The following is a 13,199-nucleotide window of genomic DNA, read 5'->3' on the forward strand; positions in this document are numbered from 1 at the left end:
GTCCAAGTATCTTCAGCCGCGGCCGATGTAGGGCATTTTCGTCGCCATCACCGTCATGAACTGCACGTTGGCGTCCAGCGGAAGCGACGCCATGTAGACGATCGCGCGGGCGACATTATCCACGTCCATCGTCGGTTCGGCCTTCAGCGAGCCGTCGGCCTGCGGCACCCCGCCGCTCATCCGCGCCGTCATGTCCGTCGCGGCGTTGCCGATGTCGATCTGCCCGCACGCGATGTCGAACTCGCGCCCCTCCAGCGACAGCGACTTCGTCAGCCCGGTGATCGCGTGCTTGGTCGCGTTGTACGCGACGCCGAACGGCCGTGGGACGTAGGCCGAGATCGAGCCGTTGTTGATGATCCGCCCGCCCATCGGATCCTGCGCCGCCATCGCGCGAAACGCCGCCTGCGCGCACAGGAAGGACCCCGTGAGGTTGGTGTCGACGACCCGCCGCCAGTCCTCGAGCGCCAGCTCCGCGATCGGCGCGGCCACCCCCAGGCCGGCGTTATTGAAGAGCAGGTCGACGCGCCCGAACCGCGAGTCCGCGGCCGCGAACAGCGTGGTCACCGAGTCCGCCGACGTGACGTCCGTCGGCACCGCGAGCCCCCGGTCGGACCCGCCGATCGTCTCCGCCAGCGGCGCCTCCCGGCGCCCCGCCGCGACGACGCTCCAGCCCGCATCCAACAGCGCTCGAGCGGCCGCCCGGCCAATGCCTGAGCCCGCTCCTGTGACCACAGCAATCATGCCCGGAAAACTAAGGGATAAGGGGTCTTACACCGCACCATCTGCCTGATGTAAGGGGGGTGTCTCAGGGCGATCATGAAGTCATGTTCAACCAGCTCGCACAGCGCAAGCAGATCCCGGCCCAGCCCGCTCCGCTGCGGATTCGCCAGGCCCGTCACGATGACGCGGCGGCCGTCCTGCGGCTGGCCGCGCTGGACTCCAGCCACGTCCCGGCCGGCGACCTCTTGCTCGCCGAGGTCGGCGAGGAGCTGTGGGCGGCGTTCTCGCTCGAGGACGGGCACGCGATCGCCGACCCGCTCCGTCCGTCCGCGGACGCCGTCCTGCTGCTCGGCCAGCGCGCCCGGCAGCTGCACAAGGCGCAGCGCCGCGCGTCCCGCGGCAACGCGCGTTTGCGCTTCGCCCACTAATTCTCGGCCTTCGGCTCTGGTTTTGTGACCAGAGCCGAAGGTATGGTCCCCGGCGATGCGCTTGTCGCCGTGGGGCCGTGTGGTGGCGATCTCGGCCCTCCTGATCGTGGGCGGATTGCTCACGCTCGCCCTCGCGGGGCTCGCGAGCCGTGAACGGCGGCTCGTCTCCTACCCGGTCAAGGGCGCGCTGCAGGGCCTGACGTTCGACCTCGGCGACGGTGACATCACGATCGTCGGCGGCGGGCGGCGTGACGACGTGCAGATCGGGCGTACCGAGCGCTACGCGTTCGGCCGTTCGCCGCGGACGGCGCGCCAGGTCAGGGCCGGCGTCTTCGGCGTCACCTCGCGCTGCCCGACGTCGTTGCTCGCTCCCTGCACGGTCGACTACCGCGTGGTCGTGCCGGACAACGTCGCGGTCACCGTCCACACGACGCGTGGGAACGTGGCGCTGCGCGGCTACCGCGGCACCGCCAAGGTCGCGACCACCAGCGGCGCGATCGACATCGCCGGCTACTGCGGCAACTCGCTCGACGCCCGCGCCACGGCGGGGGCGATCGCGCTCGACGCCAGTTGCGCGCCGCCGCAGCTCACGCTGCGCACCGGATCGGGCGACGTCCACGCCACGCTCCCCGCGGGCCGCTATGACATCGACGCCGAGAGCGCGTCCGGCGACGAGCAGGTGCGTGGCATCACCGCACGCGACGACGCGCCGTACACGGTGCAAGTCCTCAGCGCTTCCGGCGACGTCGTGGTGCAAGGACGGACGCCGTGATCGCCGCGCTCGAGCTCGACGACCGCTTCACCCGCGCGGGCCACGCGATCGCCTACCTCGCGGTCACGCTGCCGGTGACGCTCCTGGCCTTGCCCGCGGTCGCCTTCCTGGTGCTCGGCGCCGCGCTCAGCGTCGCCGGAATCGGGCTCCCGGTGCTGCTCGCCGCGGCGGCGTTCTGCCGCGCGCTGGAGCGGCTCGACCGGCGCGCCGCGAACCGCTGGCTCGGCGCCCAGGTTCCACCGATCCCGCAACCCGTGCTCGGCACCGGCGGGGCGTTCCGGCGCTCGCTGTACCTGCTCTCGGACCGTTCGCTGTGGCGCACCGTCACCCACCTCACGCTGCGCCCGCTGCTGGTGGTCGCGATGCTGGTCGTCGCGCTCGCACCGGTCTTCGTGTTCGCCCTGCTCCTGCAGCTCGGTGTGGGAGGACTGGCGGGCGCGGCCGACGTCGACTACGTCGGGCCGTGGCCGCTGAACGCCTGGGTCGGGCTCGTCCTCCTGGCGTTCGCGGTCCCCGCCGCGGCGCTCTCCATCGCGGCGCTGGAGGCGCTCTACCGCGTGCTCGCCGTCAGCTCCCACGCGCTGCTGGTCCCGCGGATGGCGCCGGGCGGGCCGGTCCGGGAGATGCTCGCCGAGAGCCTCGGCGACCGCACCGTCTCGGTCGCCTACTGGTTGCCGGACCGCGAGCGCTTCGTCGATGAGCTGGGCCGCCAGGTCGAGCTGCCGCCACCCGGCTCGGGCCGCGCGTGGACGGCGGTCGACCGCGACGGCCGGCGGCTCGCCGCGATCATCCACGACGCCGCGCTGGACACCAGCCCGGAGCTCGTCATGGCCGCCGCCGCGGCCTCCTCGCTGGCGATCGACAACGAGCGCCTGAAGGCGGATCTGCAGGCGCGGGTGGAGGAGCTGCGGCTCTCGCGGCTGCGGATCATCGAGGCGGGTGACGCCGCGCGGCGGCGGATCGAGCGCGACCTGCACGACGGCGCGCAGCAGCAGCTCGTCTCGCTCGCGCTGGACCTGCGGATGCTCAAGGCGCGCCTGAAGGACCCGCAGATCGACGAGCTCACGGCGCGGCTCGCGGCGGCGCTGGCGGAGCTGCGCGAGCTGGCGCGCGGCATCCATCCCGCGATCCTCACCGACCGCGGCCTCGCGCCGGCGATCCAGTCGCTCGCGGACCGCGGGGCGGTGGCGATCGACACCGACGTCGAGGTCGAGGAGCGGCTGCCGGCGCCGATCGAGGCCGCCGCCTACTTCCTCGTCGCCGAGGCGCTGACCAATGTCGCCCGCTACGCCGAGGCGACGAGCGCGCGGGTCGAGGTGCGGCGCTCCGGCGAAGCGCTCGTCGTCGAGGTCTCCGACGACGGCGTCGGCGGCGTCGACCCGTCCGCGGGAAGCGGCATCCGCGGCCTCCAGGACCGCGTGGCGGCGGTCGGCGGGACGCTCGAGATCGACTCCCCGGTCGGCCACGGCACGCGACTGCGGGCGACGCTCCCGGTGCCGGAATGAAGCGCTTCCTGCTGATCGCGCTGCTCCTCGTGGCCGGGTGCGGCGGGACCGAGATCGTGCGCGAGCCGGGCGTCGAGGTCTCCGGCGCGCCGACCGCCGCCCCGCTCCAGGGCGCCCCGGTTCCCGACGGCGCGGTGCGGATCGCGGTCGTCACCCACGGCCCCGCGTCGAGCAAGTTCTGGGCGATCATCCGCAACGGCGTCGACTCCGCCGCGCGCCGGCTGGACGTCCTCGTGGACTACAAGTCGCCCGACGTCTTCAGCGTCGAGCGCATGAGCGAGCTGATCGACCAGGCCGTCGCGACCAAGCCCGACGGCCTCGTGGTCTCGATCCCCGCGCCAGGCCTCGCCCCCGCGATCCGGCGGGCCGTCGACGCCGGCATCCCGGTGATCTCGATCAACTCGGGCAGCGACGTGTTCCGGTCGCTGGGGGTGCTCGTCCACGTCGGGCAGGTCGAGGACCGTGCGGGGCTGGAGGCGGGGCGCCGGCTCGCCGACGCGGGCGTGCGGCAGGCGCTGTGCGTCAACCAGGAGCGCGACAACACCGGCACCGACGCCCGCTGCGCCGGACTCGCCAAGGCGATGCGCGAGGTGGGTGGGCGCTCGCGGGTGCTGCACATCGACGATGAGGACCCGCGCACGCCGAGCGAGATCGCGACGGCGGTGGCCGCCGATGGCGTCGACGGCGTGCTCGCGACCAACTCGATCGGCGGCCTGGCCGCCGCCCAGGGCGTTGCGGGGCAGCCGGTCAAGGTCGGCACGTTCGACCTCGGGCCGGACGTCCTGAAGGCCGTCGAGGCCGGCAAGCTCCTCTTCGCCGTCGACCAGCAGCCGTACCTCCAGGGCTACCTGCCGATCGAGATGCTCGCGCTGCGGGCGCGCTACGGCATCCTCCCCGCCCAGCACGACGTCGTCGCGACGGGACCGAACTTCGTCACGCGCGACAACGCCGCGCAGGCGCTGGAACTGAGCGAGCGGTCGATCCGCTAGACGTCCGCGGTCTCGGGCGTGGCCGTCGGCTGCGTGAAGCGACCGGTGGACGTCTCAGGCTCCTCCGCCGTCATGCGCTCGGAGAGCTTGACCATCGCGAGCGCCCCGCCGGCACCCGCGGCGAGCTGCGCGATCGCCCACCCGGTGCCCCAGCGGCGCCTGTCGAGCGCGAACGAGCCGGGCCCCGCGGCGGTGATGGCGAAGACGGACGCCATCAGCACGGCGTTGTACTCGTAACCGCCGTCGGACACCCACGGGCCCTTCTGCAGGTGGACCTTGTGGATGGCCGTGGTCATGGTGCCGGAGATGGCGGCGGCGGCGAGCGGCGTCGCAGCACCGGCGACGAGCAGCGCCCCGCCGCCCGTCTCGGCCAGCCCGGCCGCGGTCGCGTGGACCTTGCCCGGCTTCAAGCCGAGTTGTTCGAAGAACCCGGCGGTGCCCTCAAGGCCATGACCGCCGAACTTGCCCAGGAGCTTTTGTAGCCCATGGCCGATGAAGAGGCCGCCGACGACGGCGCGAAGCAGCGCGATACCGAACATACCTTCAAGCTTCCCCGTCACGCCAGCACTTACTCTCCATGAGTATGCACCGAGTCGTCATCGTGGGCGGGGGCTTCGGCGGCCTCCAGGCCGCTCTCCATCTCAAGGACGCCAAGGACGTCGAGATCACGCTCGTCGACCGGCGCAACTTCCACCTCTTCCAGCCGCTCGCCTACCAGGTGGCGACCGGCGCGCTCGCCGCCGGCGAGGTCTGTTACCCGCTGCGGGCGATCTTCCGCGGCGAGGAGCGGGTGAAGGTCATGCTCGCGGAGGCGACCGGGTTCGACCTCGGCGCGCGCACCGTGGCGCTGCGGACAGCGGCGGGCGAGGAGGCGCTGGAGTACGACACGCTGCTGGTGGGCGGCGGCTCGAAGTACAACTACTTCGGCCACCCGGAGTGGCAGGAGCACGCCGCCGAGCTGAAGTCGCTGGAGGGCGCGCTGCACATCCGCGCACAGATCCTGCGGGCGTTCGAGACGGCGGAGCTCGCCGAGACCGAGGCCGAGCGCGACCGGCAGCTGACGTTCGTGATCGTGGGCGCGGGGCCTACCGGCGTCGAGATGGCGGGCCAGATCGCGGAGATCGCGCGCAACACGCGCCGCGACTTCCGCAACATCGACACGAGGAACACGAAGGTGCTCCTGGTCGAGGCCGGCGATCGCGTCCTCGCCTCCTTCCCGCCCAAGCTCTCGGGCAGGGCCATGCACTCGCTCGTGAACCTGGGCGTGACGCCGATGCTCAACGCGGCGGTCACCGGCATCGACCCCGACGGCGTGACGGTCGGCGACGATCACATCCGCTCGGCGACCGTCATCTGGGCCGCGGGCGTGCTCGCGGCGGGCGTGTCATCGATGCTCGCCGAGGCGGCGGGCGCTGAGACCGACAAGGTCGGGCGCCTGATCGTCGAACCGGATCTCTCGCTGCCCGGCCACCCCGAGGTGCTCGCGATCGGCGACATGGTGCAGGTGCGCGGCGCGCACGCGCTGCCCGGCGTCGCGCCCGTGGCGATGCAGATGGGGCGCTACGCGGCCAAGCTGGTCAAGGGTCGCCTGCGCGCGAAGGACGTCGGCCCGTTCAAGTACAAGGACAAGGGCAACCTGGCCACGATCGGGCGCGGTCGCGCCGTCGCCGAGCTCCCGCCCGGCATCCGCGCCTGGGGCTTCCCCGCGTGGGCGCTGTGGCTCGGCATCCACCTCTTCTACCTCGTCGGCTTCCAGAACCGGCTGCTGGTGTTCATCCGCTGGGGCTTCAGCTTCGTCACCCACGGGCGCGGGACGCGGCTGATCACCGGCGAGCAGAATATGCCTTAGCGGTCATACTTGGCCGTCATGGCGGTCTATGACGTCCTGACGGATGCGAGCCGGCGGCGGATCCTCGACCTGCTGCGCGAGCGCGAGCGGTCGGTGAACGAGCTCGTCGCGGACCTGGGGCTGTCGCAGCCCGGCGTCTCCAAGCACCTGCGGGTGCTGCGCGAGGCGGGGCTGGTGCGGGTGCGGGTGGACGCGCAGCGGCGCTGGTACGGCCTCGATCCGGCGCCGCTGGCCGAGGTCGATCGCTGGCTGGCGCCCTACCGGCGCTATTGGGCGGACCGGCTCGACCTGCTCGAGCGTCACCTCGACGCCACGTAGGCGGCGGTCTCCGCGTCGGCGGGGAAGAAGGACTCGATCGCCAGCTCGGAGACGGTGACGTCGACGGCGGTGGCGAACGTGGTGCGGGTGCTCAGGAAGCGCAGCTCGCCGCCGCCCGGGCTCGTGATCCGGAGCGGGACGAAGACCTCGTGCGGTGCCGGCTCGCCTTCGGGCCCGGGTAGCGCCTGGAGCTCTTCGAGGAGCTGGGTGAGCTCGTCGTCGTTGCTGGCCGCGACCTGCGCCTCGAGATCGCGCAGCAGGTGGGCGCGCCATTCGCCGAGGTTGACGATCCGCGGGGCCATGCCGTCCGGGTGCAGCGAGAGCCGCAGGGCGTTGATCGGCGGCTCGAGCAGGTGGGGTGCGGCGCCCGCGGTGAGCATCGGGATGGCGGCGTTGGCGGCGACGACGTTCCACGCGCGGTCGACGACGATCGCCGGGAACGGCTCGTGGCTCTTCAGGAGCTGATCGAGCGCGTCCTTGACCGGCCCGAGCTCGTTCAGCGGGCGCTGCGAGTAGATCGGCGCGTAGCCCGCGGCGAGCAGCATCCGGTTGCGCTCGCGCAGCGGCACGTCGAGCTGCTCGGCGAGATGAACGACCATCTGCTCGCTCGGGCGCGAGCGCCCGGTCTCGACGAAGCTCAGATGGCGGGTCGAGACGCCCGCCTCGAGCGCGAGGTCGAGCTGGCTGAGGCGCCGCTTGGTCCGCCAGGTCTTGAGGAGGGGGCCGATTTGGGACATTACCTCAGAGGTAATTGATGCCATTACCTATGGCTGACACCTTACTGCCCATGACCAACACCATCAACGCCGTCGTCGAGAGCTACATCGCCTCCTGGAACGAGGGGGATGCGGCCCGCCGCCGCGAGCTCGTCGCCGCCGCCTTCACGCACGACGCCCGCTACGTGGACCCGCTGATGTCCGGCGAGGGCACCGACGAGATCACGGCGATGATCGGCGCCGCCCAGGCCCAGTTTCCCGGCCACCGCTTCGAGCTCTCCTTCGGGCCGGACGCCCACAACGACGTCGTGCGCTTCGCCTGGCAGCTCGTGGGTGCGGACGGGCCGGTCGCGGGCGGCACCGACTTCGCGACCGTCGCCGATGACGGCCGCTTGCGTAACGTCACGGGCTTCCTCGAGACTGCGGGGGCATGAACCGCACCACCGCCGCCGCAGGCAGCTCCGTGTTCTTCGCCCTCGCGCCGGGCGTCGTGGCCGGCGTGGTGCCGTACTGGCTGACCGGGTGGGACGCCGAGCCGGCGCGGGCGCCGCTACAGGCGCTCGGCGTCATCCTCGTCGCGGCCGGCGCGGTCGTCCTGCTGCACGCCTTCGCGCGCTTCGTGCGCGAGGGCGTCGGGACGCCCGCGCCCGTCGCGCCGACCGAGCACCTGGTCGTGGGCGGCCTGTACCGCTGGATCCGCAACCCGATGTACGTCGCGGTCGTGACCTGCGTCATCGGCCAGGCGCTGATCCTGAGCCGTGAGGTCCTGTGGGTCTACGCCGCGGGCCTGATGGTGCTCTTCTACTCGTTCGTCCGCGGTTATGAGGAACCGACGCTCAGGCGCCAGTTCGGCTCGGAGTACGAGGCGTACCGGCGCGCCGTTCCCGGCTGGCATCCGCGAGCACGGCCGGCACGACTCCCGCCAGGGACGAGCTGAGCAGCAGTTCGTCTCCCGGCTCGAGGGTGAGATCGGCGGGCTCGGCGTCCGGGCGCGAGGTGCTCGGCAGGATCCGCCCGTCCTCGCGTGGCGTGTAGAGCGTGCCGTCGCGGCGGATCAGCACCGTCGCCCACCCCGCCTCCAGCACGGTGCCGTCGGCGTCGAGCAGGAGCGGGGTCGTGCCGTCCTTCGAGAGCGCCTCGACGAGCCGCCGGTCGCTGAACTTGTGCTCGCCGAGGCCGCCGGGCACGACATGCGGCGTCAGCACGATCGGCAGCGCACGGGGCTTGGCCGGGCGCCATTTGACCGTCGGCGCGGCACCCGGGACGTACGTGATCCGCACGGCGCCGTCGCGGTCGGTCGGGACGTCGATCTCCGGCAGCGTCTCGCCGTAGAGGGTCGCCACGCTGCGCGCGAGCCGGGCCAGGTGGGCTTGAAGGTTGACCGCGACGCCGTCATGGACGAGCAGCGTGTCGAAGACACCCAGCGACGGGTCGGGCTTGATCGTGCCGTTGATCGCCGCGATCAACGGACGGGCCTTCACCAGGCACTCCTCAAGCTCAGCTTCAGGGTCAGAGTCGGCGACGATTCCGCCCCCGGCGCCAAGCCAGAGGTGGCCGGAGTGGGCTTCGAAGGTGCGGATCGCGACGTTGAGCTCGAGGCCCGCGTGGGGGCTCGCGAAGCCGATGGCGCCGGTGTAGACCTCGCGTCCGGTGGCTTCGAGGGCGGCGATGACCTTCATCGCCTGGACCTTGGGCGCGCCGGTGACCGAGCCGGGCGGGAAGGTCGCGCGCAGCAGGGCGGCGTCGCCGTGATCGGGCGCGAGGCGGGCGCGGACCTCCGACACGAGGTGCCAGACGCCCGAATGCGGCTGCGCGTCGGGCCGCTCGGGCGCCTCGACGCTCCCGTACTCGGCCACCCGCCCGAGATCGTTGCGCATCAGGTCGACGATCATCACGTGCTCGGCGCGGTCCTTCTCCGAGCGCTCCAGCGCCGCGGGATCCTGGTCGCGCGGCGCCGTGCCCTTGATCGGGCCGGTCGTCACGACGCGCCCTTCCCGGCGCAGGAACAACTCCGGCGACAGGCTGGCGATCCCGCCCCAGGGCGTCAGGAAGCAGGCGCCGTAGGCGGGCTTCAGCTGCGGCATCGCGTGCGCGAAGAGGGCGGCGACGTCGCCGTCGAAGGTCGCGTCGAGGCGCAGGCAGAGGTTGGCCTGGAAGATCTCGCCGGCGGCGATCCGCTCCACGCAGTCCTGGACCGCGGCGACATGGCCGGCCCCGCCGGGTGGGTGGAAGGAGAATGCGGTCGGGGCGGGCGGGACCGCTTCGGGCGCCGCGGCGAGCAGCGCCCGCAGGTGCTCGAGGCGGGCGCCCACTTCCCCCAAGGACTCGAACCACCACTTCCCGTCCGGGTCCATGCGCAGGACGTGGTCGTAGAAGGCGAGGTGCGCCGCTGGGAGCGGGTTCGGGCGCGGCGGGGACGGCGGGAGGTCTTCGACGAGCGAGCCGAGGCCGTAGCCGAGCCAGCCGAACCAGCCGCCGCCGACGACCGCGTCGCCGCGGGGCGATGGCAGGTCCTCCAGGCGCGCGAACGGGTCATCGCCCGGCGCCAGCAGCGTGCGCGGGGAGGCGCCGACGATCGCGCCCCCACCCGCCCACCGGCCGGTCAGGGCGAATGCGTAGGGCTCGTCGCGCAGCGCGAGCAGAACCCGCTCGGGCGGGAGGGTGCAGTCCAGTTCGACGATCAGACGATCGTCAGCGTGGCAGACGCGGAAGGACTCCGCCGACGACCCGATGTTCGAGGGTTGTCATCTTTGAGCCGCCGGCGGGTGCGCAGTCCGACGCCGCCCGTATGCGCACGACCGGGGACAGCCGGCGCCAAAAGCGACACCCTGGAGAATTGCGCATTTAGATGCGAAAGTCATGAGTGCGGAACGCATTCTTCAGAAAGTTCCGCAACTCGGGAGGCAATTTCTCAGCTTTTGCCTCGTCAGCAAGCGCGATCGTCGTCTTGAACTGGTCCAGGTAGACCCGGCAGTCGTCGCAGACCGACAGGTGCGCCTCCAGCCGTGCGCGGTCGTGGGCGCTCAGCGCGCCGTCGAGATACTCCGTCAGCACCTCGACGAGCTCCTGGCAGACCATGTCATGGGGATCGATCACGTTCAGCTCCTCAACCGTAACGTCCTCCCGACCCCCCAGACCATTACGCCATGTCCAAGACCTTCGCCCAGAATCGCGACACGTTGCACAAGCTCGCCGAGGAGGTCGTCTCCCCGGCGCGCGTGAAGGCGACCGGCAACGAGATCGCGCTCGAGGCCACGCCGGGCGGTTTCGGCACCCCGCCGTTCCCGGACGGCGGGCTCGTCAGGGTCGACGGCACGAACCTCGTGACCCGCGCCGCCGACGGCGCCGAGACGAGCGAGCCGCTCGACGTCGACCCGGCACACACCGCCCGCCTCGCCGACTTCTTCGCGTTCGCCTGGGGCGTCCTCGAGACGCTCCGCGCGGAGGCGGCCGAACCGTCGGACATCCACCTCTGGCCCGAGCACTTCGACGTCGCCTTCGAGGATCGCGAGGTCACCTACGGCGGCTCGCCCGGCGACGAGAACCACGCGGAGCCGTACCTCTACGTCGCGCCGTGGGCGGCGCCAGAGCCCGGGCCGGAGTGGAACGCGACCGGCTTCAGCGGCGCCGAGGCGCCCTGGACGGACGAGGCCGCCGCGCTCGCCTTCTTCCGGGCGCGCCGTGGCATGCTCCACCCGTGACGGGTCGCGTCGCCGAGGGGTACCGCTACTTCGCCGAGTTCGAGACGCCGCAGAAGTCGCCGCTCTACACCGAGCTGGCGAACGGCGTCGCCGGAGACGATGAGACGCTGCGCTGGCTGGACGGGCTCCCCGTCGGCAAGCGCCAGCCCAACCTCCTGTTCGCCGCCTACCGATTGCTCGCGGGAACGCCGAGCGGCTGGCCGGAGTTTCGCGCGACGCTGGCCGAGCGCCGCGGCGAGATCGAGGCGGTGATGCTCGAGCGGCGCACGCAGACCAACGAGCCCGCCCGCTGCGCGCTGATGCTCCCGCTGCTGGCGGCGCTGCCCCAGCCGCTGGCGCTGCTCGAGGTCGGCGCGAGCGCGGGCCTGTGCCTGCTCCCCGACCGCTACGGCTACGACTACGCGGGCCACCGGCTCGGGAACGGGCTGCTCGAGTGCCGGCCGGAGGGCGACGTCCCGCTGCCCGAGGCGCTCCCGCGGATCGCCTGGCGCGCCGGGCTGGACCTCAACCCGCTCGACGTCACCGACCGCGACGCGATGCACTGGCTCGAGTTGCTGATCTGGCCCGGGCAGGAGCACCGGATCGACACGCTCCGTGCGGCGATCGAGATCGCGCGCGAGGTCCCGCCGCGGATACTCGAAGGGGATCTGACCCGCGACGTCGCCGCGCTCGCCGCCGAAGCCCCGAAGGACGCGACGCTCGTCGTCTTCCACACCGCGGTGCTCGCCTACGTGCCGACGGCGGGCCGCCGAGCGTTCCGTGACGCGCTGACCGGCACGTGGCTCGCGTGCGAGGCGGCGGGCGTGCTCGGCTTCGAGCCGGGCCCGCCGAGCCTGTTCGCCCTGGCCCAGGACGGCCGGCGCGTCGCGTGGGCCGACCCGCACGGCGCGTCGCTCAGCTGGGGATGAACTCCTCCGCGAGCATGTCCATCAGCAGCCCGTCGTGCCAGACGCCGTCGTACCCGCGCTCGTAGCGGCGCATGACCCCCACCGGCTTGAAGCCGATCGCCTCATAGGTCGCGATCGCCCGCGCGTTGCTCGCCGCCGGGTCGATGATCAGCCGGTGGTGCCCGCGCTCCTCGATCAGCCACTTCGCCCCGAGCCGCAGCGCCTCGCGACCCAGTCCCCGGTCCTGGAAGGCCGGCGCGAGGAAGATGTCGAGCCCGCCGTGGCGGTACATCGCGTCGGTCTCCTCGTACCACCCGAGCCAGCCGACGATCTCGCCCTCGAAGAAGATCGTCCACGCATCCTGGTCGTCCATCTCCAGGTCCGCGCCCCAGATCTCGCGCACGCCGGGCATCGCGACGATCTCGTTGAGCCGGGCGATGTCCTCAGGTGTCTGCGGCCGGAGCGTGAGCCGCTCGCCGTGCAGCTCGGTCACTTGTAGCGCTCCTTGCGCGCCGCCTCGGCCAGCCGGTCGGCCTCGCGCCGGCGGCGGGACACGTAGGCGTCGAGCTCGGCCTCGGCCTCCTCGCGCAGCCGCGCCGCCACGGCGGCCGCCTCGCGCTCGGCCTCGCCCAGCAGCGCGTCACGCTCGCGCGCGGCGTCGCGATGATGCTCCGCGAGGATCGCCGCGCGCTCGCCCCGCGCCGCCTCGACCGCCTCGCGCGCACCGGCCACCAGCGAAGCGGCGTCGGCCCGCACGCCCGCCGCCTCGTCGCGGGCGGCGGCGATCAACCGGTCGCCGCGAGCGCGCGCCTCGTCCAGCACCGCGCGAGCGTCGGCGCGGACTCCCTCGGCTTCGTCTCGCGCGGTCGCCACCAGGGCCTCACCGCGCTCCCGGCCCGCCTCGATCGCCTCGCGCGTCCGCGCGTGCACTTCCGCGGCCTCCGAACGCGCCGCCGACAATGCCGCGTCGCCCTCGGCGCGCAGCGCGTCGGCGTCGTCGCTCGCCGCCGCCAGCACCGCTTCCCGCCGCGCCGACGCCTCGGCGTCGAGTCGCTCGCGCTCCTGGAGCGCCTCCGCGGCGATCCGCTCGCGATCCGTCGACGCCGCCGCCCGCTCGGCCCGCGCGTCGGCCAGCAGCCGGTCGCGCTCCGCCGCGGCCTCGGCGCGAGCGACGGTCAGCGCCGAGCGGGCGTCGGCCAGGATCGCCTCGCGCTCAGCCGAAGCACCGTCCGCGCGCGCCCGCGCCACGCGCGCCTCTTCCTCCGCCGCGCCCACGATCCCCGCCGCCTCCGCGCGCCCCGCCGCCTCGCCCTC

At 72.7% G+C, this 13,199-nt stretch carries 16 protein-coding genes and 1 pseudogene; 10 read left to right on the forward strand and 7 right to left on the reverse strand.

Features of this window, described 5'->3' with window-relative positions:
• Positions 1-12: 12 nt before the first annotated feature.
• Entirely contained in the window at positions 13-741 is a 729-nt protein-coding gene (locus tag OM076_RS08135) for an SDR family oxidoreductase (protein ID WP_270039003.1), read from the reverse strand.
• An 83-nt stretch (positions 742-824) separates the two neighbouring features.
• On the opposite strand from OM076_RS08135, the gene OM076_RS08140 reads away from it, so the two are divergent.
• From OM076_RS08140 to OM076_RS08155, 4 genes are read left to right on the forward strand one after another with little or no spacing between them, the layout of a single operon-like run.
• Positions 825-1,148: a hypothetical protein gene (locus OM076_RS08140; protein WP_270039004.1), complete on the forward strand. Its 324-nt coding sequence runs from the start codon at positions 825-827 to the stop codon at positions 1,146-1,148.
• A gap of 55 nt (positions 1,149-1,203) precedes the next feature.
• Positions 1,204-1,920 (forward strand): DUF4097 family beta strand repeat-containing protein, encoded by a 717-nt coding sequence (locus tag OM076_RS08145; RefSeq protein WP_270039005.1) that lies wholly within the window; start codon positions 1,204-1,206, stop codon positions 1,918-1,920.
• Positions 1,917-3,425, forward strand: a complete 1,509-nt coding sequence (locus tag OM076_RS45955) for a sensor histidine kinase (protein WP_270039006.1) — start codon at positions 1,917-1,919, stop codon at positions 3,423-3,425. The genes OM076_RS08145 and OM076_RS45955 overlap by 4 nt, the downstream gene beginning before the upstream one ends.
• Positions 3,422-4,414, forward strand: a complete 993-nt coding sequence (locus tag OM076_RS08155) for a substrate-binding domain-containing protein (RefSeq protein WP_270039007.1) — start codon at positions 3,422-3,424, stop codon at positions 4,412-4,414. The genes OM076_RS45955 and OM076_RS08155 overlap by 4 nt, the downstream gene beginning before the upstream one ends.
• Here OM076_RS08155 and OM076_RS08160 read toward each other — a convergent pair.
• Positions 4,411-4,953 carry a DoxX family protein gene (locus OM076_RS08160; RefSeq protein ID WP_270039008.1) on the reverse strand — a complete coding sequence of 181 codons (543 nt, stop codon included), beginning with the start codon at positions 4,951-4,953 and terminating at the stop codon, positions 4,411-4,413. The genes OM076_RS08155 and OM076_RS08160 overlap by 4 nt on opposite strands.
• Positions 4,954-4,997: 44 nt before the next feature.
• On the opposite strand from OM076_RS08160, the gene OM076_RS08165 reads away from it, so the two are divergent.
• Entirely contained in the window at positions 4,998-6,263 is a 1,266-nt protein-coding gene (locus OM076_RS08165; protein ID WP_270039009.1) for an NAD(P)/FAD-dependent oxidoreductase, read from the forward strand.
• An 18-nt stretch (positions 6,264-6,281) separates the two neighbouring features.
• Positions 6,282-6,581, forward strand: a complete 300-nt coding sequence (locus OM076_RS08170; RefSeq protein ID WP_270039010.1) for an ArsR/SmtB family transcription factor — start codon at positions 6,282-6,284, stop codon at positions 6,579-6,581.
• On the opposite strand, the gene OM076_RS08175 is transcribed toward OM076_RS08170, so the two are convergent.
• Entirely contained in the window at positions 6,563-7,318 is a 756-nt protein-coding gene (locus tag OM076_RS08175; RefSeq protein ID WP_270039011.1) for a helix-turn-helix domain-containing protein, read from the reverse strand. The two genes, OM076_RS08170 and OM076_RS08175, sit on opposite strands and share 19 nt — an antisense overlap.
• Before the next feature lie 50 nt (positions 7,319-7,368).
• Here OM076_RS08175 and OM076_RS08180 point away from each other — a divergent pair, with 50 nt between their 5' ends.
• Positions 7,369-7,731: a nuclear transport factor 2 family protein gene (locus OM076_RS08180; protein WP_270039012.1), complete on the forward strand. Its 363-nt coding sequence runs from the start codon at positions 7,369-7,371 to the stop codon at positions 7,729-7,731.
• The gene (locus tag OM076_RS08185; RefSeq protein ID WP_270039013.1) at positions 7,728-8,234 is read left to right on the forward strand and encodes a methyltransferase family protein; all 507 of its coding nucleotides are present in this window, start codon (positions 7,728-7,730) and stop codon (positions 8,232-8,234) included. The genes OM076_RS08180 and OM076_RS08185 overlap by 4 nt, the downstream gene beginning before the upstream one ends.
• Here the strand turns inward: OM076_RS08185 and OM076_RS08190 are convergent.
• Positions 8,134-10,029: an aminodeoxychorismate synthase component I gene (locus tag OM076_RS08190; RefSeq protein WP_308214336.1), complete on the reverse strand. Its 1,896-nt coding sequence runs from the start codon at positions 10,027-10,029 to the stop codon at positions 8,134-8,136. The two genes, OM076_RS08185 and OM076_RS08190, sit on opposite strands and share 101 nt — an antisense overlap.
• 112 nt (positions 10,030-10,141) lie before the next feature.
• Complete coding sequence (locus OM076_RS08195; RefSeq protein ID WP_270039014.1) at positions 10,142-10,393, reverse strand: anti-sigma factor family protein; 252 nt, start codon at positions 10,391-10,393, stop codon at positions 10,142-10,144.
• 50 nt (positions 10,394-10,443) lie between these two features.
• Here OM076_RS08195 and OM076_RS08200 point away from each other — a divergent pair, with 50 nt between their 5' ends.
• Positions 10,444-10,998 (forward strand): hypothetical protein, encoded by a 555-nt coding sequence (locus tag OM076_RS08200; protein ID WP_270039015.1) that lies wholly within the window; start codon positions 10,444-10,446, stop codon positions 10,996-10,998.
• Positions 10,995-11,906 (forward strand): DUF2332 domain-containing protein, encoded by a 912-nt coding sequence (locus tag OM076_RS08205; RefSeq protein WP_270039016.1) that lies wholly within the window; start codon positions 10,995-10,997, stop codon positions 11,904-11,906. Before OM076_RS08200 ends, OM076_RS08205 begins: the two co-directional genes overlap by 4 nt.
• Here OM076_RS08205 and OM076_RS08210 read toward each other — a convergent pair.
• Positions 11,893-12,378 (reverse strand): GNAT family N-acetyltransferase, encoded by a 486-nt coding sequence (locus tag OM076_RS08210; RefSeq protein ID WP_270039017.1) that lies wholly within the window; start codon positions 12,376-12,378, stop codon positions 11,893-11,895. The two genes, OM076_RS08205 and OM076_RS08210, sit on opposite strands and share 14 nt — an antisense overlap.
• Positions 12,375-13,199, reverse strand: a pseudogene (locus tag OM076_RS08215) (hypothetical protein); the annotation flags it as partial. The pseudogene OM076_RS08215 and the gene OM076_RS08210, both read right to left, overlap by 4 nt.

The sequence above is a fragment of the Solirubrobacter ginsenosidimutans genome, from assembly GCF_027587205.1.

Coding starts and splice junctions, on each gene's coding strand:
- OM076_RS08140 (WP_270039004.1), top strand. CDS start 825: ATGTTCAACCAGCTCGCACAGCGCAAGCAGATCCCGGCCCAGCCCGCT.
- OM076_RS08180 (WP_270039012.1), top strand. CDS start 7,369: ATGACCAACACCATCAACGCCGTCGTCGAGAGCTACATCGCCTCCTGG.
- OM076_RS08200 (WP_270039015.1), top strand. CDS start 10,444: ATGTCCAAGACCTTCGCCCAGAATCGCGACACGTTGCACAAGCTCGCC.
- OM076_RS08175 (WP_270039011.1), bottom strand. CDS start 7,318: ATGTCCCAAATCGGCCCCCTCCTCAAGACCTGGCGGACCAAGCGGCGC.
- OM076_RS08135 (WP_270039003.1), bottom strand. CDS start 741: ATGATTGCTGTGGTCACAGGAGCGGGCTCAGGCATTGGCCGGGCGGCC.
- OM076_RS08160 (WP_270039008.1), bottom strand. CDS start 4,953: ATGTTCGGTATCGCGCTGCTTCGCGCCGTCGTCGGCGGCCTCTTCATC.
- OM076_RS08145 (WP_270039005.1), top strand. CDS start 1,204: ATGCGCTTGTCGCCGTGGGGCCGTGTGGTGGCGATCTCGGCCCTCCTG.
- OM076_RS08185 (WP_270039013.1), top strand. CDS start 7,728: ATGAACCGCACCACCGCCGCCGCAGGCAGCTCCGTGTTCTTCGCCCTC.
- OM076_RS08165 (WP_270039009.1), top strand. CDS start 4,998: ATGCACCGAGTCGTCATCGTGGGCGGGGGCTTCGGCGGCCTCCAGGCC.
- OM076_RS08155 (WP_270039007.1), top strand. CDS start 3,422: ATGAAGCGCTTCCTGCTGATCGCGCTGCTCCTCGTGGCCGGGTGCGGC.
- OM076_RS08170 (WP_270039010.1), top strand. CDS start 6,282: ATGGCGGTCTATGACGTCCTGACGGATGCGAGCCGGCGGCGGATCCTC.